The organism is Alkaliphilus hydrothermalis, assembly GCF_016908555.1.
GTDB lineage: Bacteria > Bacillota > Clostridia > Peptostreptococcales > Natronincolaceae > Alkaliphilus > Alkaliphilus hydrothermalis.
The window spans coordinates 1-24,009 of sequence record NZ_JAFBEE010000005.1; the positions used below are offsets into that span (position 1 = coordinate 1).

Consider the following 24,009-nt stretch of genomic DNA (forward strand, 5'->3'; position numbering starts at 1 on the left):
TATTTTAGTAAGTTAAAACATTAAGGCGGTGAAACTGGAAAAATCTCAGGAAAATTATTTGCCAAAATTTCGCCAAAAACACTTGCCAGTTACAACAATTCGCTATGAGGTATTTAAATACATCCTATGTTGAGGTTCAAGTGGCGTATCCTTACCAATTATTAGTGGGGATTTCACATTTAAATACATCCTATGTTGAGGTTCAAGACGCAATCGGTTGGCATATGCCTAGTAGGTCACTTATTTAAATACATCCTATGTTGAGGTTCAAGAAGTAGTTACGATGCTGATAGTAGCAGATCTTTAATTTAAATACATCCTATGTTGAGGTTCAAGGTCTTAGCAGCTGCTTCTGCTCCGTCAGCTTTCGATATTTAAATACATCCTATGTTGAGGTTCAAGTAAAGGATTTATGAAGATTATGGCAGGTGACGAACAATTTAAATACATCCTATGTTGAGGTTCAAGCAACAGAGTGTCTCTAACTTCATTGCTATGCTTAAATTTAAATACATCCTATGTTGAGGTTCAAGTTATTTTTTGGATATAATATATCTGAGGTGATGATATTTAAATACATCCTATGTTGAGGTTCAAGCATCTATATGAGGTCGTCATCGTCTGTTGGTTCTCGATTTAAATACATCCTATGTTGAGGTTCAAGAGAAACGTTGCCTATAGTTGGATTAGGTGGTGGGAATTTAAATACATCCTATGTTGAGGTTCAAGATGGCTTGTATAACATAGGAAGGATGATGTAGAATTTAAATACATCCTATGTTGAGGTTCAAGATTAGAGACCTTTAGGAGACTTGATATGCTAGAGCAATTTAAATACATCCTATGTTGAGGTTCAAGATGATAGTATCATAATTAACTCTAACAGAAAGGAATTTAAATACATCCTATGTTGAGGTTCAAGAGAAAATTTACATATAAAACGTCTACGGGAACTGATTTAAATACATCCTATGTTGAGGTTCAAGAAGATTAGTTTAACTATTTGAGCCTGATCCTCATATTTAAATACATCCTATGTTGAGGTTCAAGATTATGATGCCCCAGAAGGATTTTAAGGACCCAAATTTAAATACATCCTATGTTGAGGTTCAAGGATAAGGGAGGTTTTTAATAATGCTTAGTACATCATTTAAATACATCCTATGTTGAGGTTCAAGCAATATGCTAGGGATTATAAGAGATATAGAACCAAAATTTAAATACATCCTATGTTGAGGTTCAAGCCAAAATCGTAGGAGGTCCACAAGGTGCAGGTAAAAGATTTAAATACATCCTATGTTGAGGTTCAAGTAAGGTAGTGGAATTTAAAAGTAATATCTAGCTTAATTTAAATACATCCTATGTTGAGGTTCAAGGCAACAGAGTGTCTCTAACTTCATTGCTATGCTTAAATTTAAATACATCCTATGTTGAGGTTCAAGATAAATACAGCCTTGCCTTCATTCATGTAGTCAGATTTAAATACATCCTATGTTGAGGTTCAAGCACTGCAAACAAGCCATTCTTGTTTTGATAAGTTGGTTCAATCATATTGCAAAATCAATAATGTTCTAGTTTTTTACCAAGAGAAAATTAAGATTTAAAAATCAAATTCAAAAACATTTCGAACCATTGTAATCACTTAACTTTGCTTAATTTCACGAAAGAAATAGCCTGGTAATTTTAGGTGCTCCAATCAAATAATCAAGTCTTCTCCTGTATCATTTTGCTTATTTCCCAAAACCTCTTCTCCGAATACATTATTGTTCAACAATTTTATTATACAGACAAAATCCTCCTGCTGATCAATAATTTTATTCAAATCTTTTTTTAGTAGTATTAGATTTGAGGGAGTAATCTCGCCCCTAAAGACAGATTTTTGAAAATGAGATAGATACTTTTTGCATATTTTAAAAACTTTATTTACCCTTTCTACTTTAACATCATAAAAAAGAAAAGCATAGTTATAATTTAAATTTTTCTTCATCTAAATTTTCTCCTTCATACTAAAAGGCCTGAATTCTTTATCTTCTAAGATAAATTTTATAAGCTTATAACAATCCAGTTTTATTGCTGTTTTATAGGTTACTTTCCTATTTAATTTTTGATGAAGAAACACACTTTCCAGTCTTTCCTCAAAGGCAGTAATAAAAATTTTTCTACCTTCATCATTTAGCAAACAATAATTTACTTTTTTATCAAAATGCTTACTTACTTGAATCTTCTTATTATTCACCAAATCAAAGATTGTCTTAAACACCAAAATAGGCTTAAAGGCTTCACTAATATCTAGACTAAGAGAAAATCTTCTCTCTGCAGGTGAGTGTAAAAAACTTATTCTTTGATCTAGGTGAGTGTTATATATAGCGGTGATTGATTTTCCATATAAAAGCGTATTCCCAAAGGAAACCAAAGCATTTATAGGATTGTCTGGTGGTCTTTTTACCCTTTTATTCATAACAAAATCTTCTGGTAGTATATGCTTAAAATCCCCATAAAACCTTTGCCAAAGTTCTCCCTCCACCTGCATCACCTGTTGAATAGATTCCCCATAATCTAGGTTGCTTTGCATGTCATTCTTAATCCAATCTATTGTAACTTTAACTTCCTTTTTGTTATGCTTATAATAGTGATACAGCACTTCATAGATATTATTAGCAATTCCGTTCACAATTGCCTTGGCGATAATCAATCTTCTAGTGTTATATGCCTCCACCTGTTTCACAAGAATTTTACCACTAATATAGTGTTCTCTTGGATAAAATGTACCTGAATATCCCTCATAATAATTAAAAAAATGTACAATTATATTGTTTTGAGATAAAAAATCTAAGAGCTTGGTGTTTATGCTTATTTCAGACATGCAAAAAATTTCTTTTGTGTTCTCTACAGGTATGTACACATTTCTATTATCCTTTCTAAAGCAAATGGAATTATCCTTCCTCGTTAACTCACCCATCGAAGTTATATATCTTGTACTTCCCATATTTCCCTCCTAAATATAACAATATTCAAAATACGCACATTTCTTACATGATGGTTTATCAATAGTTTTTGGGGCTTGATCCTCCAGGAGCAATACATCAATATTTTTAACTACTTCTTCTAGTTCTATTAATATTTTCTCATTGAGTTCAACGTAGATTGTATCTTTAACTTTGTTTTTTTCAACAAACTCTAACTTACCCTTTCTTTCAATCCCTTTATCTCTTAATATCTTTAGATAAAATAATGTTTGCCATTTAGCAGCCTCTACATCTGCATCCGACTTCTTTACCTCTGTCAAGTAATCTTGACTAAGCTTATCAATCTTGATATGATCAATGCTTAATTCAGTCATTTTATTTTTTTCTTTCTTTACCTCATGAATAGCCTTACCAATCTTAACATCCTCACTATTATCTTCTAAGTTAATTCTATTCCCATGTAGCCAACATTGTCTTTTACAATGAAAATAATAATTTATTAATGTACCATTAGCCCTCATAAGTACCTCCTAGATAAAATCCCCTATCCCCTTATCAAAATTTTCCCGATCAAACTTCCCATTAACAAAATATTTTTCTCCATCACCAATATAATAAATATCCCCAGCTTGATCTTCATATGTAAAGTGATTACTTTTTACTTTATATATAAAGTATTTCATGTTAGCCAATGCTTTAGACAATTTAACTTTTTTCTCACTATAACCCATTTTACTATCCTTTAACAAAGCAACGTATTCCTCCCATACTTCTTCTCCCACTAGACTATCCTCTTCCCCTACGAGGATAGTTCTGTTAAGAAAAACACTATATTCAAAACTTTCATCTATTAATGTCATTCTTTCTTTTACCTTAGTGAATGCCAATTCACCGATAGTACCAGTTATAAAATTCTTGAAGTTATTATCATTTAGTTTGTCAGCTTTATCATTTAGAACTTCCAAAACATAATCGTAAAATACTGAGAAATTTTTATTCAATAATATATCTCTAATATTTTCTGCAACCAAGGTTATATTTTTCTCTTTCCTAACGTCCCCTTTATATACCATAGAGGCTTCATCCAAGTTAAAGAAAAACACCCTACAGTTATCCTTTAGACAGGATCGATTAATCCTCCCTAAAAACTGTTCCTCCGCATCTAACATTGATATATCCTTATACCCAATATCCATATCAATATCAACACCTGCTTCAATGACTTGGGTTGCTATCAAAATGATATTTCTATTACCTTTTACTTTATCAATAATATTTCTCCGATCAATACTATTGTCATCCCCTGTAATAAGTAAAATTTCCTTTGTTTCTATGGCTGGCATTGTTTCCTTATAGTCTATGAGTTTCTTAAAAAAAATCATGGCTGATTTCTTAGTGATGAATTCAATTAATATATTCCCGTCAGTACCCTTTGCAGTTTCTACAACATGACTTAACAGTGCCTCTATCATTTCTTCCTTAATCTCTAGTAAAGAAAAATCTAATTTTACCCTATCTTTAAAGATTGGATTACTAAAATATTTTTCTCTATCTTCTATTAGGTTTACTGTATCTGTTTCTTGATCTATCAACTTGCTTAGATTAGGCAGAGTAGCAGACATGATTATAAACTTAATATTCAATGCTTCTGCGTAATAATTTAAAAATGTTATAATTTCCTTCCATATACCATTTTTATAACTTTGAATTTCATCTAAGATGATAACACTATTACATAATTGATAAAGGGGAAAAAGATCATTTTTGGATGTTCCAAAGAGATAATTAAACATACTGACATGGGTAGTCAGTACCATAGGATAGTGAAGGAACTGTCTATCCAACAAAGACTTCTCATAATCGACGTCTATAAGGTCACTATCTTCTTCAGGTTTTTTCGCCCTTGTCTTAATTGGGACTACTGAATTTATAACAGCTATATCCTCCATAATACCATTATTCCCAAAGAGTTTTCCCAAAGTATTAATATTTTGTTCAATGAGGGTATTAAAGGGATAGACATAAAAAATCTTGTTCATTTTTGAGGCTGCTTCCAATATTTTGAGGCTTAAATTAAAACCAACATTACTTTTACCACTGCCAGTTGGAGCTTCTAGGTAGAATATATTCTTATCAATATTCTTAAGCAAGTTCTCCTCCGCTTCAAGAAACAGTTCATTTCGTAAAACATTAATATTGCTAATGTCATGAAAGCTAGTTTTTTTACCATAACTCTTATTTTGATAGTCCCTTATCCCTTTATATATTGAAGTATTTTTAAAGACATCATAAAACTTATTGATATCTTGTACTTTGCCTATATACTCTATTTGTTTACCATTTTTAAATTGTGAAGTAGCGTAGTAATCGCAAGAAAGTAGCAAAGAGGCTAAAAGCCTTTCATAGATAAACATGTACATATAGAAGCCCACATTCTCCTCCTGTTTCTTCAATGTCTCTTTAACTGCCCCAAAAATATTTGATAATATATTTTTATTACATGCAAATACGATTGGTTCTTGGTAGATTTCATTAAACATAGTCAGTTCTTGAGTATATAGTCTGCAACCCTCCCTATCTTCATCTAATAGTTTATCTTGAAATTCCTGTAGACTGTCAAGAGAGCCATGATGTTTAGATATAATATAAGCGTTTAATACTAGAAATATTGCAAGGGTGCTTTTGTCTTTCTTATTAGGTAAACTTCGTATTTTATTAAAATAATGGTTTAGATAAATTAAAGAAGAAAGCATAGAATGATTGGAATTATTATACTTCAACCCTTTTTTTCCTTTAAATAGTTTATTTCTCATTTTATTATACTGAAAATTACAATTTATTTTCCCTATATCATGTAAATAGATGGTATTTAAGAGCATCTCACGATATAGCTTTCTCCCCTCATCACTACAATCTTCCATCAGCCCATTCTCAATATTAAGGAGGATAGAGCTAAGTTGTTTATCTTCAACAATTTTATACAAGTATTCCGTAGCTAGTTCCCCATGCTCTTCTAAAGTTTCCTTTCTATCATCTAAAACATGGGCATACATTGTGTCACGATTCAATATTATCTGTCCTAGTTCAATTTTATCAACACCATCAAAATACATATAACTGTCACCTCTCTATTTAAGAAGCCTATATAAATAGGAGGGATGCCCCTCCTAATTTAAAAGAAAAATATTATTTTATTATTACACTGATATATAAGAGAACCTTTTTTTAGCTCTAGTGGTGCATTAGTCAGTACGAAGGATTCTAACTCATATTTATTGGTCGTTTCCTCTAAAGCTATCGGTAACATTTCTTGATACTTAAAGATGCTTTCATTATTTGCCTCTATATCAAATGGATCCAACTCCACCACTTGATAATTAAAACAATCCTTCATGATCAAACTATCTACCCTATCACTACTGATGAGTTCTTGAGGATTAATAACTTCCACATCCGTAATATCTGCCCCATGGTCATTTTTTCCTAAGTAGGGTATATACTTAAATCGTTTCTCTACCATTCTTTGGCATAGTTCCTTCCCTATGGCATCTTCCACAAGAAGGTATATATCCCATTTAGGGTTTTCTAACCATTGCTCTTTAACGATTAGGTTCCCCCCCTGCTCTTTTGAAGCATATCCAACAGAATTATTGAATACCTGCACTTTTTTTGCAATATATCCTTTATCATTTCTAGGTACTATACCTAATTTTACATCCTTTAACTTTTGGTAAAATTCTGGATAAACTGTCTTCTCCTCAGTTTGTTGGTTATAACCCTTATATCCTAAAATTGCCCCTAAGATACCTAGAATTGCTACTCTATGGATATTCCCATAAGTGAAATAGTAATAGCTATTAACATCAGGCTTTTTGAAGAAAGCAGTCCTTCCACCTAGAGTAAATTTTAATACCTTCATTTTTACACCTCTTTAAGGGTAAATATATTATATTTTTTTGCCCCTTTAATGGCTGTCTCTACAGTAGTTGTGTAAGGATTGTAGTAGATCTCTATATTGTAAATCCTCTCCTGCAATTCATTCAGAAGTTCATCACAATTAATAGTGATTATATTTTTGCCTTCTCTCTTCTCAAAAGTAATGTATTGAGATAAATCTGGGAGATATAGGTCTATTTCTGTTTCTATAAACAGTGCAAACTCATTTTCACAACCGAGTTTAGCATTTGTACTAAAGGATGTGGCCGCCACCAAGGAAGCTTTTTTGAAGCTCATGTAGTCCTCTTCTGTATATCCCTCCGTCAAATCAAGACTCTTAAATTCATCATATACCGTTGGATTGATTGCAAATGGATAGAAATAGTGGGCTTCATCGCTTACGATTTTAGTCCCTAGGGTAGAGGACTTAGCCTCTTCTTTATCTTCGTTATTCTTCCCTTCTTTTTTTGACGCATCTCTAAAGGGTGATAGAATTTGTTGTTCTTCTGCATGGGTTTCATCATATTTGTTGAAACCTTGACCGATTTGTACGGCCCCAGTTATTGAAATATTATTTCCTTCTTCAGCAAAGGTAGCACCAAAGTTCTTAACGTCCACTGCTGTAAATAAATTGGTGATTACATTTCTTGTATCCTTATCTTTTTTAAGATCCTCTACATCAAAAATATATTCATATCTTTCTTTTAATGATCTAGGTATAAGTTCTGTTTCACCCTTCTTAGGCTCATTAAACTTCATGGACTTAATGTATAAGACCTTTTTCCCCTGTTGTTCCCACATTTTTTTTATAGGATATTTAAAAGCCTTATCACTACCAAATACATCACCGTTTGAGGTTGTCTTTGGATACCCTGTAAAGTCAGCGTTCCAATTACTCATTCTTGATACTATTCCTAAAACACCATATACTCTTTTATTCATAATCCTTTACCCTCCTTATTCTGATTTCTCATAAACTAAGTTGCTATGTAAATAACCAGCAATAATCAAATCATCCTTAACTTTTTCCTCTGGTACATAAGCAGCAACCATAGCAAATAAGTTTTTAAATCGATTGGACCCTGTACTAATAGTATAATTATATTTCTTATAGAGTTTTTTAAGTTCCAGTTTTATTTTCTCATCAGTTCTAGCATTAATTACTGGATTCGCCAGTGAATGTACTTTATTTCTCCCTTTACTGAGAGAAATGAAAAAACTCACCAGTTGTCCAACAGCAAAATAATATTCATTATCCCCTTCAATTTTCTCTGTCTCATTTTTATTAATTTTAAGTCTTAAAGAGTTTTTAACATCCATCAATAGATCTGCCATAGGCTCTCCCCCTTCAAAATATACTTTTAACCCGCACCTTAAATTAAACTGTTCCCCTGCCTTTGGTAAATACCCATTAACAATTGACCCCTTTACTAAGTCTAAGCTACTGGCATTTAGAACCTTCCATACATAGGAGTCATTCCCTTTATAGAACCAAGCAAACAAAGCTGTTCTTGATAATAATAGATTCCTTTTTAAGGAGTTATTATTAATCTTTATATCCTTAGCATCTGTAAAATAGTTATTAGCTAAATACTTACTAAAAAAAACCTCATTGATTATGTTTTTTAAGGTCGTTAGGCTATGTACTTGATGATATTGCATATTTGACTTTTTAAGCTCCAATACATTATCTATATTTATAGGATTAATATTGGGTTTATAAAGTCCAATCACATCAAAATCAATAATTTCTATTTCCTTCCCTTTTTTTAACCTAATATAATAACCACCATGAATATCCTTACCAGGGGTTTCATCATTGCCATAAGGATTCATACTATTTTCTTCTATATCTATATAGATATTATTTTTACCCACTGCTACTTGTGTACCTAAATAGTCGAAAAATTTTCTCTGTATTAGTGCCGCTTCGCTAGAAATTAAGTATGGAATGGAATTTTTTCTACTTTTATTCTCTAAATATGGCTTTTTAGAATTTAGCCCCATATTATCATTTGGAAGTCCATAGGTAATTTCTTCTATTTCCACGTTATAGTCGTTACTATTATAAATATTGACTAGGATATAACGCTCACTTTCTTGTTCATAAATCATAGAATCATATAAAAAGAATATCTTCAAATATGTTTTGTCTTTACTATCAGAACTAGTTAGGCTAAATATGTTATTCTTCATCCAATTTTCGATTCTATCTATTCTATCCTTGTCTGGTTTTCCATACTTTTTCTCCACTGATAAGTACAATTTCTTTGAGTTAGACTTCTTACCATACTTGATTAATGGATTTCTTAATATTTCGTAATACTTCTCTATAGTATCGTTGTTTATTTTGCCATTATGTAAGTTTTCTTTCTTTATAAAAAAAGTTAGATAATTATTACTATGAATATTTTTATCTGCTATAGCCTTATTGGAGTCTAAGTATTTACTCATGTAGTCTGCTCTTTGGATAAATTCAAAATATGGATTAGAAGTATCTATTTCCTTTGTTTTCTTATCCTTCTTAACTAGAATCCGATCTAAGATTTTAAATTCACCATTTTTGGAGTCTACAATTATATACTCTCCATCATCGGGTATATACTTATCTGTAATATATTTATCCCCATACTTCTTGTATTCCTGCTCAAATACCTTAATCACATCAGATAACAAATCCTCACCCCCTTAGAAGCATTTATAATTCATGAATCCGTAACCTCTAGCATTCATTTCTCCTATGCCTGTTCCTAAAGAAAAATAAGCTAACTCCTGTGCTATTTCATTTTCGTCAATATATAATGTCAATTTATCCCCTAGAAGCTTTACATTCTTGTATGAAGAAGCTACAGGCTTTCTGTTGTTTAACTCTATCCTATGAAACAAATCAAAATTCTCATCTATCTTAGTTCCAAAGTAATCATTATATTTTTTAATTAAGTTTTCTTTTAACCTATTTTCAAATTCTTCTAAAGTTAATTTTCCCTGCCAATATCCTTCTTCAGTTTTAATGATGGTGGGGGTTATACTATAGACCTTCTCTATCAGCTTCTTTTTCAATACCCTACAATCTATCGTCAGTCCTTTGATATAATCTGTATATTCATGGGCTAGATTGATAGTAAAGTATTCCGCCAATCTATCATCAACTGTTCTGATCTTTACAGAGTAGATATTACCCTCCTTGTAGATATGATCTTCTTCAATCTTAAATAAAGAGTTAAAGGAATAATTTTTAAATTTATTAGCATTATGAAACTCTATTAAAACATCATTATGGGACAACGAGTTGTCAATTAACTCAGCTATTTTTACTAGAGCAATATTTGATTGTATATTCTTCAGTAAATAAACTTTAAATGTTAATTCAAAAACTTTCATTATTTTCACCCCCGATTTTATATAAGATACATCTATAGCATTCTACATTTTTCCAATTTATCCTCTTTTCTGTAAGATTTCTATTCAACTTTTTTAATACACAAATGTATATATTCAATCTTTAGTCAAATATCCTGACATATCCCTTAGATTCAATAAGTAACCTGCTAATTTATCTTAAGTTCGGCCAGTAAAAATATATAACGAGTCAATTACTTGCTCTATCTTTAAAAGATACTTCAAATATTATTAAATGATTAATAGAATATTCTGCTTTTCTGACAAGATGTTTTGTCAAGAAAACACTCAGAAAGGAAAAATTAATAATTGGATAATTTAAATATTAAAGTCCTTTAATTACTTACAAAACACAAAAAATCTGTATCTATCAAAGATACAGACAATATTCCTTTCTATAACCTATTCTCTTTTTCTCTTTTTCTCTTTTTTCTACTCTTCTTTTCTAATCATCTTCTCCAGCTCACGAATTTTGCCACTGATTTCTTCTCCTGCTGGTGAGGCTGATTTAATCGTAACTAGATTCCCGTGCTCATCTATTTTTTTCAAAGTTACGATTCCCTGATAAATAATGACATAATCTCCGAAGTAAATTTCCGTTACTGGACCGTTATAATCAATAGGCTCATTCTGGTATCTTTTTATAATATCTTCCGATATTGAATAGCTTAATTTTAGTGATTCTTTGCTTTTTACATAAATTTTAGTAGGTACTACCCCATCAATCCCTTCCACTATGCTATCTTCCATAGATAGGTCTACAACAGATAATTGAAGGAGTTGATTGATGTCATCTAGGACATATTCATACTTACCGTAACTGCTTACCCTCAAAGAATAACTCAAAACGCCGATCAAGAAAATCAATGCCACCATCACACCCCAATGCTGTTTAAATTTTTTAATTTTATCCTTCATTCAACCACCTACCCCCAATGTTTTTTAACGTATGTATCAATTGTTTTCCGCATCTTCTTTAAAATTCTTTATTAATTCCATTATATACTGTTTTATGTTCATTTGTTCTATTAATGGAGTTAAAACCTTTTGATTTTCTTGTATCTATATTATATGCATTTTTAGCAGTTGCATTCTCAACGATTTCCATTATATCCTATTTAAATTTATACCCAATTGTCTTTAAAAATCACAGTAGAACTAACGGAACAAAAAAGATCAGCGATGGTGGCGTATATGCAATACGCATCAATGCTGATCTTTTGAAGTGACGAAGAAGATAAGGTATTTTCAACAGGCGTTTAGTAGCCTGTTCAAAATGCTTTAGATTCAAGGAACAAAAAAAGATCAGCGATCGTGGCGTATACGTAATACGCAAGAATGCTGATCTTTTGCGGTGACGAAGAAGATAAGGTATTTTCAACAGGCGTTTAGTAGCCTGTTCAAAATGCTTTAGATTCAAGGAACAAAAAAGATCAGCGATCGTGGCGTATACGTAATACGCAAGAATGCTGATCTTTTGCGGTGACGAAGAAGATAAGGTATTTTCAACAGGCGTTTAGTAGCCTGTTCAAAATGCTTTAGATTCAAGGAACAAAAAAGATCAGCGATCGTGGCGTATACGTAATACGCAAGAATGCTGATCTTTTGCGGTGACGAAGAAGATAAGGTATTTTCAACAGGCTACAGGTTAGTCACGACGACTATTTCTTAGAACAATCAACCTAAACAACTGAGCCAAAGCCGTTGCCATAGCCGCAAGGTACGTCAATGCAGCAGCATTTAAAACCTTTTTGGCTGGAGCGTATTCTTCTCTGGTGATAAATCCATATTCATCTAATAGTGTCATTGCCCTACTGCTGGCATTAAACTCTACAGGTAACGTAATCACTGTAAATAATACTGCTGCACCATATAGTAGAATACCTAGGTCGATTAGCTGCAGACTTTGTAGGAAAAAGCCTCCTAATACGAATATCCAAGCTGCCTTTGAACCAAAATTCGCCAATGGAACTAATGCACCCCTGATGGTTAGTGGTAAATATCCTTGAGAATGTTGGATGGCATGACCCACCTCATGGGCTGCAACACTGACAGAGGCAATGGAACTACGCTGATATACATCTTTGGATAATCTTAGCTTTTTACTTCTTGGGTCATAGTGGTCTGATAGATGTCCCTTAACTAGCTCCACGGGTACATCCCTTAGTCCATTTTTGTCTAATAAAGTTCTAGCGACATCATACCCAGTGTAGCCTTTTTGAGTACCTATCTTTAAATACTTTGCAAATGAAGACCTTACCTTGCTTTGAGCATACATAGCAAATATTATTGCAGGAATTAAATAAATAATACTTGAGTCATAAAAAAATGGATACATATAATCACTCCTTTATAAAATGTTTGATGGCCTTCTCTACTTCATCTAAATCCACATGGGTATTGACGCAGGGACCCTCAGGTCTTTTATTGATAATCGCCAGAATAGGTAACTTTTTAATATCCATCAGCCCCCCTACCAAGTCCCTCTCACAGGCTATAGCAACAATAGCTTTTGGTCTACTCTCAAGGATGAGTTTCCTGGCTAAAGTACCTCCTGTCACTACCCTAAAATGCACTCCATATTGATCCCTCAAATCTAAGAGTTTATCGACGCTACAAAGCCCACACTTTTTGCAATTGTCTACATCGTGGGTAATTTTATGGGGACAATGGGATTTTTGTAGACAATGGGGAGTTAATATTAAAATATCTTTTCCCTTGAAACGATACTTAGTCGCCATTACCAGCTTATTGTTAATTAAAGTATAGGCACGTCTAATGGTGGTTTTATCAATCTTCAATCCCTTTCCTAAAATCACCATCATGGGATAAAAGAAGGGGATACTAAAACCCACTATATTCCCTAAAGGCTTTGGAATTGCCTCATTATTCCACAACCATAAAATTGATAATATGGTTGTGAGCAATAGAGCTCCCAATACCCAAAGAAGTAGCAGTAATGCAAAAACAAAGCTTCTAAAGATACTTACATGATCCTTTAAGGAAACCAGCATCAAAAGTCCTATCAATAGCGCCACCATGGCAAAAATAACAACAAGTACATACAGGAGTTTTTTTTCAGTTTTGTCTTTAGTTATGATTTGATTAATTATTGGAATCCTCTCCTAAAATAATATCCTCTACAATACTGTTACCCACTAGGAAATCCTTCACTGCTAGACGTTTACCACCACTAAACTGTAGCTCTTGTATTACTAGGATGTCCTTTCCTGTCCCCACAAATACCTCTTCTTTATTAACTTTAATGATTTTTCCTGGTTGATATATTTTTTCACTACTCTCCACTCTAGCTCTCCAGATTTTCATCACCTTATCTCCATAGGCTGTGAAGGCTGAAGGCCAAGGATTTGTTCCTCGGATTAGATTTCTTATTTCAGTAGCCGACTTCTCCCATTGGATCTTCCCTACTTCTTTACTCATCATAGGGGCATAGGTGGCTTCTTCTTCATTTTGCTTTTCCCGCTCTACTTCGCCCTTTTCAATGAGGGTCAATGTCTTCATCAAAAGTTCTGCCCCCATCATCGATAGGCGGTCATGGAGTTCTCCTGTGGTTTCGTTTTCACCGATTTCCAGTTCTTCCTTTAGGATCATGTCTCCAGTATCCATACCGACATCCATGTACATAGTGGTATTACCAGTTACCTTCTCTCCATTGATAATTGCCCAATGGATTGGAGCAGAACCCCGATAGGCAGGCAACAGAGAAGCATGGACATTTACACAACCAAAGGGCGGTATGTCTAATATCTCCTTTGATAAAAGGTGACCATAGGCAACTACGATAATGATATCCGGCTTCATTTCCCGTATCAATTCCGTCATTTCTGGAGTCTTGAGCTTTGCAGGCTGATAAACAGGGATATCTTTTTCCACTGCCAACTCCTTTACAGGAGGCATTGTCATTTTTTTCCCCCTACCCTTTGGTTTGTCAGGCTGGGTAAATACAGCCAATATTTCATTGTTTCTATCAATTAATCTCTGTAGACATGGAACTGCAAAATCTGGTGTTCCCATAAATATAACTCTCATCAACTCACCTCTACTCTATTCTTTTACGTGATCAGTAAATAAAACGCCATTTAAGTGGTCCACCTCATGGCATACAGCCCTAGCCATCAAATCCCATCCCTCAACAATGATTTCATTGCCACTACGGTCTTGAGCCTTTACTTTCACGTATTCTGGCCTAGTTACCTTTCCAGTTTCCCCAGGTAGACTCAAGCAACCTTCGTCTCCTGTTTGTTTACCCTTTTCTTCTATGATTTCAGGATTGATTAATTCAACTATTCCATCTCCAACATCTATCACAACAATCCTTTTTAAAAGCCCTATTTGAGGTGCCGCAAGTCCCACTCCATCTGCATCGTACATGGTTTCTACCATATCCTCCAGTAGGACGTGAAGTTTGTTATCAAACTTATCCACTACCTTTGAAATCTTTCTTAAAACTGGATCATCATCTTTTCTAATCATTCTAATTGCCATAATATTTTCCTCCCTGCTACATCATATTATATGGATTTGTATCAATACTCACTGCGATAGATTTTGGTACATATTTTTCTCGGTGCTGTATAAAGAAATACTTTGCGATCCCTTTTAAGAGACTGAAGTCCGTATGTTGATCCTTTAGGATAATCTGAAAGCGATATCTTTGATTTATTCTAGAAATGACCGATTCATTTGGTCCCAAGAGAACATCATTGATCTTGATACAGCCCTTGCCCTGTAGTACATACTTTATCATATTAGCCATTTTTTCAGCATATGCAGCTACTTCATTTTCTTTTTTTCCACTAAAATTAATACTAATCAAATTTGTAAATGGGGGATATTCAAATTCCCGCCTGATCATGATTTCTTCCTTATAGAAATCGCCATAGTCATGCCTTGAGGCTGTTCTTATACTGTAGTGGTTGGGATCAAGGGTTTGCAGGATGACTAACCCTTCCTCCATGCCCCGCCCTGCCCTCCCTGCAACTTGAGTAATTAACTGGAAGGTTTTTTCTGCTCCCCTAAAGTCTGGTAGATTCAAAGTTGCATCTACTGAAATAATTCCCACAAGGGTTACATTGGGGAAATCCAGCCCCTTTGAAATCATTTGGGTTCCGATTAAAATATCGATTTCTCCCCTTCTAAAACTCCCTAAAATTTTGGCATGGGATCCTTTTTGACTGGTGGAATCCACATCCATTCTACCAATTTTAGCTGTAGGGAATAATTCTTCAATCATTTTTTCTAGCCTTTGGGTTCCTGCCCCCATAAATTTAATGGTTTCACTACCACATTCAGGACAAACCGAAGGAGAGAATTGCCTTTCACCACAATAATGACACTTCAAATGATTTTGAGGCATATGAAGGGTCATGGATATATCACAATGTTGGCATTTCACCACATGGCCACAGCCTTTGCAGGATACAAAGGTTGAGAATCCTCTTCTATTCAAAAACAAGATTGTTTGCTTTTTATTCTTTAAATTTTCATTTACCAAGGTCATCAGTCGCCTACTTAATATTCCCTGATTTCCTTCCTCCAACTCTCTTTTCATATCAACGACTTCAACTTTTGGGAGCTTCGACTGTTGAGGTCTTTTCTTAAGGGTCATTAAATGAACTGTACCCACTTCTGTCTTGTAGTAGCTTTCCAAAGATGGGGTTGCTGAGCCAAGGATGACAACTGCTCCTTCATGGGTACTACGATATGCTGCAATCTCTGCCGCGTGGTATTTGGGATTTTGCTCCGATTTATAGGTGTATTCATGTTCTTCATCGATAATGATAATTCCAAGGTTTTTCAGGGGTGCGAACACTGCCGATCTAGCTCCAATAACGATATTAACCTTCCCCTCTGATATCCGCCGCCATTCATCATAGCGTTCCCCTTCTGAAAGACTACTATGAAGGAGGGCAATTCCTTCACCAAACCTTCCTCTAAATCGCTCCACCGTCTGAGGAGTCAAGGAGATTTCTGGTACCAGTACAATTCCTTGTTTTCCTTGGCTGATGACTTCTTCGATTAGTCTAAGATAAATTTCTGTCTTTCCACTACCGGTGATTCCATGAATCAGATAGGTTTCAGGTTTATTCTCTTGTAGGGCAAAGCTGATTTCATCAATTACCTGTTGTTGCTCTGGTGTTGGGTTGAGCTTTGGAAAGGAAGTCACTTCTGAATTTGCAAAGGGATCCCGATGAATTTCTTCCTCCATCAATTCCACAAAACCCTTCTCCACTACAGCCTTTAAAGGCCCACGGGTGGTCTTTAATTCCTTTAACATTGCTGTCGTTTGGTATCTTCCCATATCCTTTAGGAAATTCAGTATTTCAGCTTGTTTTTTTGCCCCCTTTAGCTGGAGCAATACTCCCTCCACCGCTTCATGGGATACTTTGAGTTCTGCATATTCCTCTGTCTTTACCTTTATCCTTGAGGATAAATCATACTGAATTTCAATGATTTTTTCCGCTGCTAGGTTTTTGATGGTAGAATAGATTTCTTTAAAATTTACTTCCTTCTCCAAGTTTTCAAGGGGTTGCGTACCACCACCTTGTGCTTCTAATACCTCCAGTATAGCCCTTTGCTTATTTTGAGATGGGGCTATTCTTGTCCTCCAGTTTTGGTCTATCAAATTAATCATTTTCCGTTCCTTTTGAACAATCCCTGTAGGGATTAAACAATGGATAGCTTCTATGTACTTGCATAAGTATTTATTTTTCATCCATAGAATCATTTTTATTTGTTCCTCTGAAAGGATTGCTTCGTAATCAATGGCTTCTATGATTTCCTTATACCTACTGCCATCTATCTTCTTTTTATCAATATTTAGAATGTATGCCTCTAGTCTTTTGTTACCTTTTCCAAAGGGAACAACTACCCTCATACCTTTACAGATATCCTGTTGTAAATGGGCGGGGATAATATAGTCAAATATCCGATCTGTTTGATGACTATTTTGGTCGACAATTACTTGAGCAATAATATAATTTGACTGCACTTTCCACACCTCCTAATCAATAATTATATCAGAATTCCACGAAAGAACAAAGTCCTGAGTTTAGGGTGCTGGAGTTTCGCAGTGACGAAGAAGATAGGTGCTTTTCAACAGGCTAGAAAAAAGAAAAGGACTGGTTTTCACAGTCCCCTATACTACTTTAACTCTAAAGTTTTATCCAATATTTTATGGGCTACTTCCAGCTTTGAGGCCCGTTCTATCTTTATTTCCTTACCTTGTCGATCTATGATATGGACAGTGTTGGTGTCTGTTCCAAAGCCTGCCCCCTCTTGGGATACATCATTTGCCACCATCAGGTCAGCATTTTTCTTCTCTAGCTTTCCTTTAGCGTATTCCAGCAGGTTGTTGGTCTCAGCCGCAAAACCTACTAATATTTGATGTTCTTTTTTCTTTCCTAATTCCAGTAGGATATCAGGATTCCTCACAAGATTGATGGATAAGTTCCCCTCCTGCTTTTTGATCTTAACAGCAGAAGGATTCTCTGGTCTATAGTCCCCTACTGCTGCCGCCTTGATGACAATGTCCTGTTGAGAAAAATGTTCCAACACAGCTTCATACATACTGATGGCGGATGTGGTTGAGATCAATTTTACCCCAGTTGGTGTTTTTAGGTGGGTGGGCCCTGATACTAAAGTCACCTTTGCGCCCCTTGCTTGGGCTGCTTCCGCGATGGCATATCCCATTTTTCCAGAGGATCTATTACTAAGAAATCTCACTGGATCAATGGCTTCTACTGTAGGTCCTGCCGTCACTAGGATGTTTTTTCCCTGTAGGTCCTGCTTTGGCAGGGCTAGGGCTAGAACATCCTCGACGATCTTCTCAGGGTCGGCTAGTTTTCCTACCCCTAGGTCTCCACAGGCTAATCGCCCTGAGGCTGGGTCTATGAAGTAATATCCCAGTTCCCTCAACTTTTTAATATTCTCTTGAACAATCACATTCTCAAACATTTTTGTATTCATGGCAGGAGCAAAGATAACCTTTGCTGTAGATGCCATAATGGTGGTGGAAAGCATATCATCTGCTATCCCATTGGCAACCTTGCCAATAATATTTGCAGTGGCAGGAGCCACCAACAATATATCGGCTTTTTGAGCTAGACTAATATGTTCTATGTCCCAATATCGAGGGGTTTCAAACATATCTATGGTTACAGGATTAGAAGTCAATGCTTGAAAGGTTTGGGGCTGTACAAACTCAGCCGCAGACTCAGTCAAGATTACATTAATTTCAGCACCTAGTTTTCTCAATCGACTAACAATATCACAGGCCTTGTAGGCTGCAATTCCACCAGATACACCCACTACAATATTTTTTCCCGTTAGCATCCCTTCACCTTCTTACGTTTTATATGAATAATTATACTTATTCGTGATTAATTCCCTCTTCTTGAATATCTTGGTATTCTCTTCCTTCGTTGGCTTCCCTCATGGCTTCCTTAGATTCAACTAATTCCTTTTCGCCAGTTGTACGGGTGTAAGTAATCTTGCCCTCATGAATTTCCTGTGTAGCAATAGATACTGGCTTATTGGATCTTGCTCGAACTGTGATTTCGTCTCCGTCAATAAGCTGTCTTGCCCTCTTTGCTGCTGCCAATACCAGTGTATAACGACTGTCAACCTTTTCCATTAAATCATTAGTTGATGGATATAACATAAAATCATCTCCTTATTAAAATCTTGTTTGAATATCTTCGTAAACCCGCATTAATTTACATTTCTCTGCTGTGATAATGGCTTCAACATCCCCTTTAGCCCTCGTCAAATCATCATTAATGACAGCATAGTCATATTTAATTACTTGCTTGATTTCATCCATGGCAGAGCCATAACGCTTGTCGATATCTTCAGCAGTTTCTGTTCCTCTACCTACTATTCTATTCTTCAGTTCCTCCATTGATGGGGGAAGAATAAAGATAAACACCCCTTCTTCAAACTTTTCCTTAATTTGAAGGGCTCCTTCAATATCAATTTCTAGTAGAACATCATTGCCTTTTTTTAGATTTTCTAATACATATTTCTTGGGAGTCCCATAATAATTATCATATACCTTTGCATACTCTAAAAATTCATCCTGCTCCAGCATGGTTTCAAATTTTCCCTTTTCAATAAAGAAATAATTTACACCATCTACTTCACCTTCTCTAGCTTTTCTTGTGGTGGCAGACACTGAAACCTTAATCTGGGGATTAGTTTCTATTAATTTTTTACAGATAGATCCTTTACCAGCTCCAGATGGTCCTGAAACTACTAACAATAAACCGGTTCCCATAAAAATCTCCTCTTTCTAGCTATTCTTCATCGTTTACCTCATCATTTTCTTTAGGTGTTTCCTTTGAGCTTAGTCGGTGGGCAACTGTTTCAGGTTGTACAGCAGATAGGATCACATGGTCACTATCAGTAACGATTACCGCCCTTGTTCTTCTACCATAGGTGGCATCAATCAACATCCCCCTATCTCTTGCCTCTTGAATGATTCGCTTTATTGGAGCTGATTCAGGGCTTACGATAGCGACTATTCTATTTCCTGAGACGATATTCCCAAAGCCTATATTGATCAATTTTATACCCATTAATTTCTCCCCTTTTATTCGATGTTTTGTACTTGTTCCCTCATTTTTTCTAATTCGCTTTTCATATTAACCACTATATTTGTAACTGTTAGATTATTAGCCTTCGAGCCAATCGTATTGACTTCTCGATTCATTTCTTGAATAATGAAGTCTAATTTTCTTCCAATGGAGTCGTTTTCCTCTAATGTTATTAGAAACTGTTTGATATGACTTTCAAAGCGAACAATTTCTTCTGTTATGTTACTCTTATCTGCAAATAGGGCCACTTCCATCAAGATACGACTATCATCTACATTGTGGGCATCCTCAAGTAATTCTCTTATTCTTTCATTTAATCTTTGTCTGTATTCTATAATGATTTGAGGACTTCTTTCCTCCACCTCTTTAATATATCCTTCGATGATACCAAGACGCTTTATTAGATCCTCCTTCAATTGGGCTCCTTCTACGCGTCTCATTTCCATCAACTTGTTCAGTCCATTGTTTAGGGCTTCCGATAGACAGTTCCACGTTTCATCTTCATCTAACTCCTTCTTTTCAACTCTTATCACATCTGGATACTTGGCAATAAGAGAGATGGACACATCATCCCTAGCAGGGATATTGTCCTTTAAATCCTTTAAGGCATTAAAATATTGCTGGGCTAGCGGTAAATCTGCTACTACCTTAACCTCAGTATCTCCTAAATTCTCATAGGTTATGAAAACCTCTACTCTACCACGCTTAACATAGTCCTTAATTGTTTGTCTAATCTGTTCTTCTAAGTATGTAAAAATTTTGGGCATCTTAATACTGACATCCATATAACGATGGTTAAGGGACTTTAATTCTACCAAAAACTTTCTATTTTCAGTTTGAGATTCACCTCTTCCGAAGCCTGTCATACTGGTTAGCATTTAATCATCCTTCCATTCTATCATTAATTCCTAATGACTCTTATATTATTTTATCCTTCTATTGACAACGTGACAAGTTAAAGTTAGAATTTCTACTTTATTTCATAAAAAAAATTCCGCGACATATATCCGTAGCTGGTCCCTCCATGAAAATTTCATCATTTCTTGTAATCGTAATCCGTAGTCTACCACCATCAGCATCCACGGTAACGTCCCCGTCCACATAATCTAGATGATGGGCAATACCACAAACACTGGTGACTCCAGTACCACAGGCCAGGGTGTAACCTGCTCCCCTTTCCCATGTCTTTACTTGTATATGTCCTCTGTCTATTATTTTAGCAAAATTTACGTTGGTTTTTTTAGGGAATAGGTGGTGTTTTTCAATCATTGGGCCATATTTCTTAATATATTCAATATTCAACTGTTGGGAAAAAATCACAGTATGGGGTACCCCCATCAAAACAGTGGAAACTTCAAAATATTCTCCGTCGATCTCCAAAGCTTCTTTAATAAACCGGTCCTTCGTTGTGGCAACTGGAATTTGACTTGGCTCGAAAATCATGTGTCCCATATTCACCTTAACAGCCTCTACCCCGCAATCGCCACCCTTTACCTCCAATAACAGAACCCCAGCAAGGGTCTCCACTGAAAACTGATCTTGCTTAACAATACCTTCATCATGTACAAACTTGGCAAAACAACGAATTCCATTTCCACACATATTGGCAAGGGAGCCGTCACTATTGTAATAGATCATTTTTGTATCGGCAACCTCTGATGGTGCCACAACCAATATCCCGTCAGCCCCTATCCCAAAATGTCTATGACAGCTCTTTGCGGCAAAATCACTTAAGCTAATGCCCTCGGGGAGCTCCTCCAGCTTTATAACCACGAAGTCATTTCCAGCTCCGTGCATTTTTTTAAAAGGAATATTCATTTCCCCACCCCTTAAACGTTTTCTTATCTTATACCCATTTCACTGGCATTTTATGATTTGAATTTTATTGAAGTTCCTTTTATTATAACAAATAGGAAAGTTCTACATTAAAATAATATAAAAGAGAACTTTTTCGTAAATGAGTTTCAACATAAGTCATCAATTAAATCTTCCGAAGGAAGACTTTGTTCTAGCAAAATATTATATCAACCACATATTTAAATCATTATATAGGCTTACGTTAAAGTATTCAATCGAAATCCATAATTTCCTTCTAATTATTAAAATTTATTAATATCTATCATAATTTTTTCGTTTGATATAACGTCTAGTTTAAAATATTAAATTGGATATTAATTTTGGATAGATTAATATCAATCAGCTTGATTGCATTGGCATTTTTTGACTAAATAATGTATGATGTAATTAATGTAGCTTAATTATAGACTACAGTGCATTGGGATATATTATTTACTGATAGGAGGGATTCCCATGGCCTTAGATGGAATTGTAGTAGCATCAATCGTAAAGGAAATGTCGTCTTTGTTGGTAGGAAACAAGATTGAGAAAGTCCACCAACCAGAGATGGATGAATTAATGATCTCCATAAGGAGTCAAGGTAAAAATCAAAAGCTATTGCTGTCTTCCAGCAGTCAATATACAAGGGTTCATTTCACCAATATTGCAAAGGAAAACCCCATAGCTCCCCCAAACTTTTGTATGCTTTTAAGAAAACACCTTCAAGGGGGTAGGATCATCGCTGTGGAGCAACCAAGCTTTGAGCGGATGATTAAATTTGTGATTGAATCCTATGACGAATTAAATGTGTTAAAACAAAAATATCTCATCATAGAAATGATGGGGAAACATAGTAATATCATCTGTGTAGATGCTGAAACCAATAAAATATTAGACTCCATTAAGCGAGTATCCTTTGATGTCAGTAGACAAAGGCAAGTGCTACCGGGCCTGACCTACCAATTACCCCCATCTCAAGATAAATTTAATCCGCTGGAAGTGGCAGGCATGGAGGCTTTTACAGAGGCACTAAAGCAAAATCTTCAGCCACCTGCTTTTAAAGGGATATACACCACCTTTACAGGAATTTCGCCACTTGTGGCTAGAGAAATATGCTACAGGGCTAATATCCCTGAGGATAGACCTTTGTTAGCCCTAGAGGACAAGGATTTCGCTGCCCTGTATCACTCCTTCAAAACTATGATGGACAATGTAGGGGAGGGTAATTTCTACCCTGCTATTTACATCGATGACGCCAAGGACAAATATGTGGATTTCAACGTCCTACCTATGGAGCATCTTTCCTATTATCGGGCAGAAAAGTTTGAAACCATCAGTGAGCTATTGGATGATTTCTATAAATATCGAGATTCCAAGGAACGAATGAAGCAAAGAACTCAAGACCTACGAAAAAATATCTCTTTGAAGCTTGAAAGACTCAACAATAAGATTGAAAATCTACATAAGGATTTAGATAAGGCTGAGAAGGCTGAGGAATGTAAAATCTATGGGGATTTACTGACAGCCAATATCCATTTACTGAAGGACAAGGCATCGGAAGTATCTGTGATCGACTATTATGACCCTGAAATGAAGGAGATTACTATTTCTTTAGACAATAAATTGACCCCTGCTCAAAATGCCCAAAAGTATTTTAAGCAATATAATAAATACAAAACAGCCATGACTGAGGTGGCCCACCAAATCGAAATCTCACAGGAGGAAATTAATTATCTTGAGCAGATTTTGATTAGTATAGAAAACGTTACCCACCCTTCTGATATCGAGGAAATTCAGCGGGAGTTGATTGAAACAGGCTATTTAAAACGAAAAGTTGGCAAGAAGAATAATCAACAAAGTAAGAAATCCACCTACTTAAAATATCTCTCCTCAGATGGATTTGAGATCTATGTAGGTAAAAACAACATACAAAATGATGAGCTTACTTTTAAAGTCTCCAGCAAAACTGACCTATGGCTACATGTGAAGGATATGGCTGGCTCCCATACGATTTTAAAACTAAATGATGGGGAGTATACAGACCAAGCCCTTTTAGAAGCCGCCACCCTAGCAGCCTACTACAGCAAAGGTAAAAACTCTACGAAAGTACCTGTAGACTATACCTTGAGAAAGAATGTCCGAAAGCCCAGTGGTGCAAAGCCAGGAATGGTAATCTATGATCAATTCCAAACAGTTTATGTGGATGGAGATTTAACTAACATAAGAGAAGTTAAGGAAATATAACTAAATTCAAG

Annotated in this window: 22 protein-coding genes and 1 CRISPR repeat array; of the genes, 1 reads left to right on the forward strand and 21 read right to left on the reverse strand. The window is 35.2% G+C overall.

Annotated elements, in window-relative coordinates:
• The first annotated feature begins 111 nt into the window (after positions 1-111).
• Positions 112-1,506: direct repeats of the CRISPR family, unit length 30 nt; unit sequence ATTTAAATACATCCTATGTTGAGGTTCAAG.
• A 190-nt stretch (positions 1,507-1,696) separates the two neighbouring features.
• The 21 genes from cas2 to dapF form a co-directional block, all read right to left on the reverse strand.
• Positions 1,697-1,987, reverse strand: coding sequence for a CRISPR-associated endonuclease Cas2 (cas2, locus tag JOC73_RS04985; RefSeq protein WP_204400804.1), 291 nt, complete (start codon positions 1,985-1,987; stop codon positions 1,697-1,699).
• A complete protein-coding gene (gene cas1b / locus JOC73_RS04990; RefSeq protein WP_204400806.1) occupies positions 1,988-2,986 on the reverse strand; it encodes a type I-B CRISPR-associated endonuclease Cas1b in 999 nt (332 codons plus the stop codon). It lies immediately after the preceding gene.
• Between the two features lie 9 nt (positions 2,987-2,995).
• Entirely contained in the window at positions 2,996-3,487 is a 492-nt protein-coding gene (locus JOC73_RS04995) for a CRISPR-associated protein Cas4 (protein ID WP_204400808.1), read from the reverse strand.
• A 9-nt stretch (positions 3,488-3,496) separates the two neighbouring features.
• Positions 3,497-6,079 carry a CRISPR-associated helicase Cas3' gene (cas3, locus tag JOC73_RS05000; protein ID WP_204400810.1) on the reverse strand — a complete coding sequence of 861 codons (2,583 nt, stop codon included), beginning with the start codon at positions 6,077-6,079 and terminating at the stop codon, positions 3,497-3,499.
• 59 nt (positions 6,080-6,138) lie between these two features.
• Positions 6,139-6,885, reverse strand: a complete 747-nt coding sequence (gene cas5b / locus JOC73_RS05005; RefSeq protein ID WP_204400812.1) for a type I-B CRISPR-associated protein Cas5b — start codon at positions 6,883-6,885, stop codon at positions 6,139-6,141.
• 2 nt (positions 6,886-6,887) lie between these two features.
• Positions 6,888-7,844, reverse strand: a complete 957-nt coding sequence (locus JOC73_RS05010; RefSeq protein WP_204400813.1) for a type I CRISPR-associated protein Cas7 — start codon at positions 7,842-7,844, stop codon at positions 6,888-6,890.
• A 15-nt stretch (positions 7,845-7,859) separates the two neighbouring features.
• Positions 7,860-9,578 carry a type I-B CRISPR-associated protein Cas8b/Csh1 gene (gene cas8b, locus JOC73_RS05015; protein WP_204400815.1) on the reverse strand — a complete coding sequence of 573 codons (1,719 nt, stop codon included), beginning with the start codon at positions 9,576-9,578 and terminating at the stop codon, positions 7,860-7,862.
• A gap of 12 nt (positions 9,579-9,590) precedes the next feature.
• Positions 9,591-10,283 (reverse strand): CRISPR-associated endoribonuclease Cas6, encoded by a 693-nt coding sequence (gene cas6 / locus JOC73_RS05020; protein ID WP_204400816.1) that lies wholly within the window; start codon positions 10,281-10,283, stop codon positions 9,591-9,593.
• 450 nt (positions 10,284-10,733) lie between these two features.
• Positions 10,734-11,219 carry a hypothetical protein gene (locus tag JOC73_RS05025; protein WP_204400818.1) on the reverse strand — a complete coding sequence of 162 codons (486 nt, stop codon included), beginning with the start codon at positions 11,217-11,219 and terminating at the stop codon, positions 10,734-10,736.
• A 58-nt stretch (positions 11,220-11,277) separates the two neighbouring features.
• Positions 11,278-11,409: a hypothetical protein gene (locus tag JOC73_RS15275; protein WP_279381027.1), complete on the reverse strand. Its 132-nt coding sequence runs from the start codon at positions 11,407-11,409 to the stop codon at positions 11,278-11,280.
• Between the two features lie 540 nt (positions 11,410-11,949).
• Positions 11,950-12,639: a zinc metallopeptidase gene (locus JOC73_RS05030; RefSeq protein ID WP_204400820.1), complete on the reverse strand. Its 690-nt coding sequence runs from the start codon at positions 12,637-12,639 to the stop codon at positions 11,950-11,952.
• Positions 12,640-12,643: 4 nt separating this feature from the next.
• The gene (locus JOC73_RS05035) at positions 12,644-13,342 is read right to left on the reverse strand and encodes a DUF116 domain-containing protein (protein ID WP_204400822.1); all 699 of its coding nucleotides are present in this window, start codon (positions 13,340-13,342) and stop codon (positions 12,644-12,646) included.
• Between the two features lie 64 nt (positions 13,343-13,406).
• Positions 13,407-14,351: a methionyl-tRNA formyltransferase gene (gene fmt / locus JOC73_RS05040; RefSeq protein ID WP_204400824.1), complete on the reverse strand. Its 945-nt coding sequence runs from the start codon at positions 14,349-14,351 to the stop codon at positions 13,407-13,409.
• 15 nt (positions 14,352-14,366) lie between these two features.
• On the reverse strand, positions 14,367-14,807 hold the full coding sequence (gene def, locus JOC73_RS05045) for a peptide deformylase (RefSeq protein ID WP_204400826.1): 441 nt from the start codon (positions 14,805-14,807) through the stop codon (positions 14,367-14,369).
• Positions 14,808-14,823: 16 nt separating this feature from the next.
• On the reverse strand, positions 14,824-17,313 hold the full coding sequence (gene priA / locus JOC73_RS05050) for a primosomal protein N' (protein WP_204400828.1): 2,490 nt from the start codon (positions 17,311-17,313) through the stop codon (positions 14,824-14,826).
• A 152-nt stretch (positions 17,314-17,465) separates the two neighbouring features.
• On the reverse strand, positions 17,466-18,656 hold the full coding sequence (gene coaBC / locus JOC73_RS05055; protein ID WP_204400830.1) for a bifunctional phosphopantothenoylcysteine decarboxylase/phosphopantothenate--cysteine ligase CoaBC: 1,191 nt from the start codon (positions 18,654-18,656) through the stop codon (positions 17,466-17,468).
• Between the two features lie 37 nt (positions 18,657-18,693).
• The gene (rpoZ, locus tag JOC73_RS05060) at positions 18,694-18,984 is read right to left on the reverse strand and encodes a DNA-directed RNA polymerase subunit omega (protein WP_204400832.1); all 291 of its coding nucleotides are present in this window, start codon (positions 18,982-18,984) and stop codon (positions 18,694-18,696) included.
• Positions 18,985-18,999: 15 nt separating this feature from the next.
• The gene (gene gmk, locus JOC73_RS05065) at positions 19,000-19,605 is read right to left on the reverse strand and encodes a guanylate kinase (protein WP_334297437.1); all 606 of its coding nucleotides are present in this window, start codon (positions 19,603-19,605) and stop codon (positions 19,000-19,002) included.
• A gap of 13 nt (positions 19,606-19,618) precedes the next feature.
• A complete protein-coding gene (gene remA, locus JOC73_RS05070; RefSeq protein WP_204400836.1) occupies positions 19,619-19,900 on the reverse strand; it encodes an extracellular matrix/biofilm regulator RemA in 282 nt (93 codons plus the stop codon).
• Positions 19,901-19,914: 14 nt separating this feature from the next.
• Positions 19,915-20,796, reverse strand: coding sequence for a YicC/YloC family endoribonuclease (locus tag JOC73_RS05075; protein WP_204400838.1), 882 nt, complete (start codon positions 20,794-20,796; stop codon positions 19,915-19,917).
• A 97-nt stretch (positions 20,797-20,893) separates the two neighbouring features.
• Positions 20,894-21,736, reverse strand: a complete 843-nt coding sequence (gene dapF / locus JOC73_RS05080) for a diaminopimelate epimerase (RefSeq protein ID WP_204400839.1) — start codon at positions 21,734-21,736, stop codon at positions 20,894-20,896.
• A 492-nt stretch (positions 21,737-22,228) separates the two neighbouring features.
• On the opposite strand from dapF, the gene JOC73_RS05085 reads away from it, so the two are divergent.
• Positions 22,229-23,998 carry an Rqc2 family fibronectin-binding protein gene (locus tag JOC73_RS05085; RefSeq protein ID WP_204400840.1) on the forward strand — a complete coding sequence of 590 codons (1,770 nt, stop codon included), beginning with the start codon at positions 22,229-22,231 and terminating at the stop codon, positions 23,996-23,998.
• The last annotated feature ends 11 nt before the right edge of the window (positions 23,999-24,009 follow it).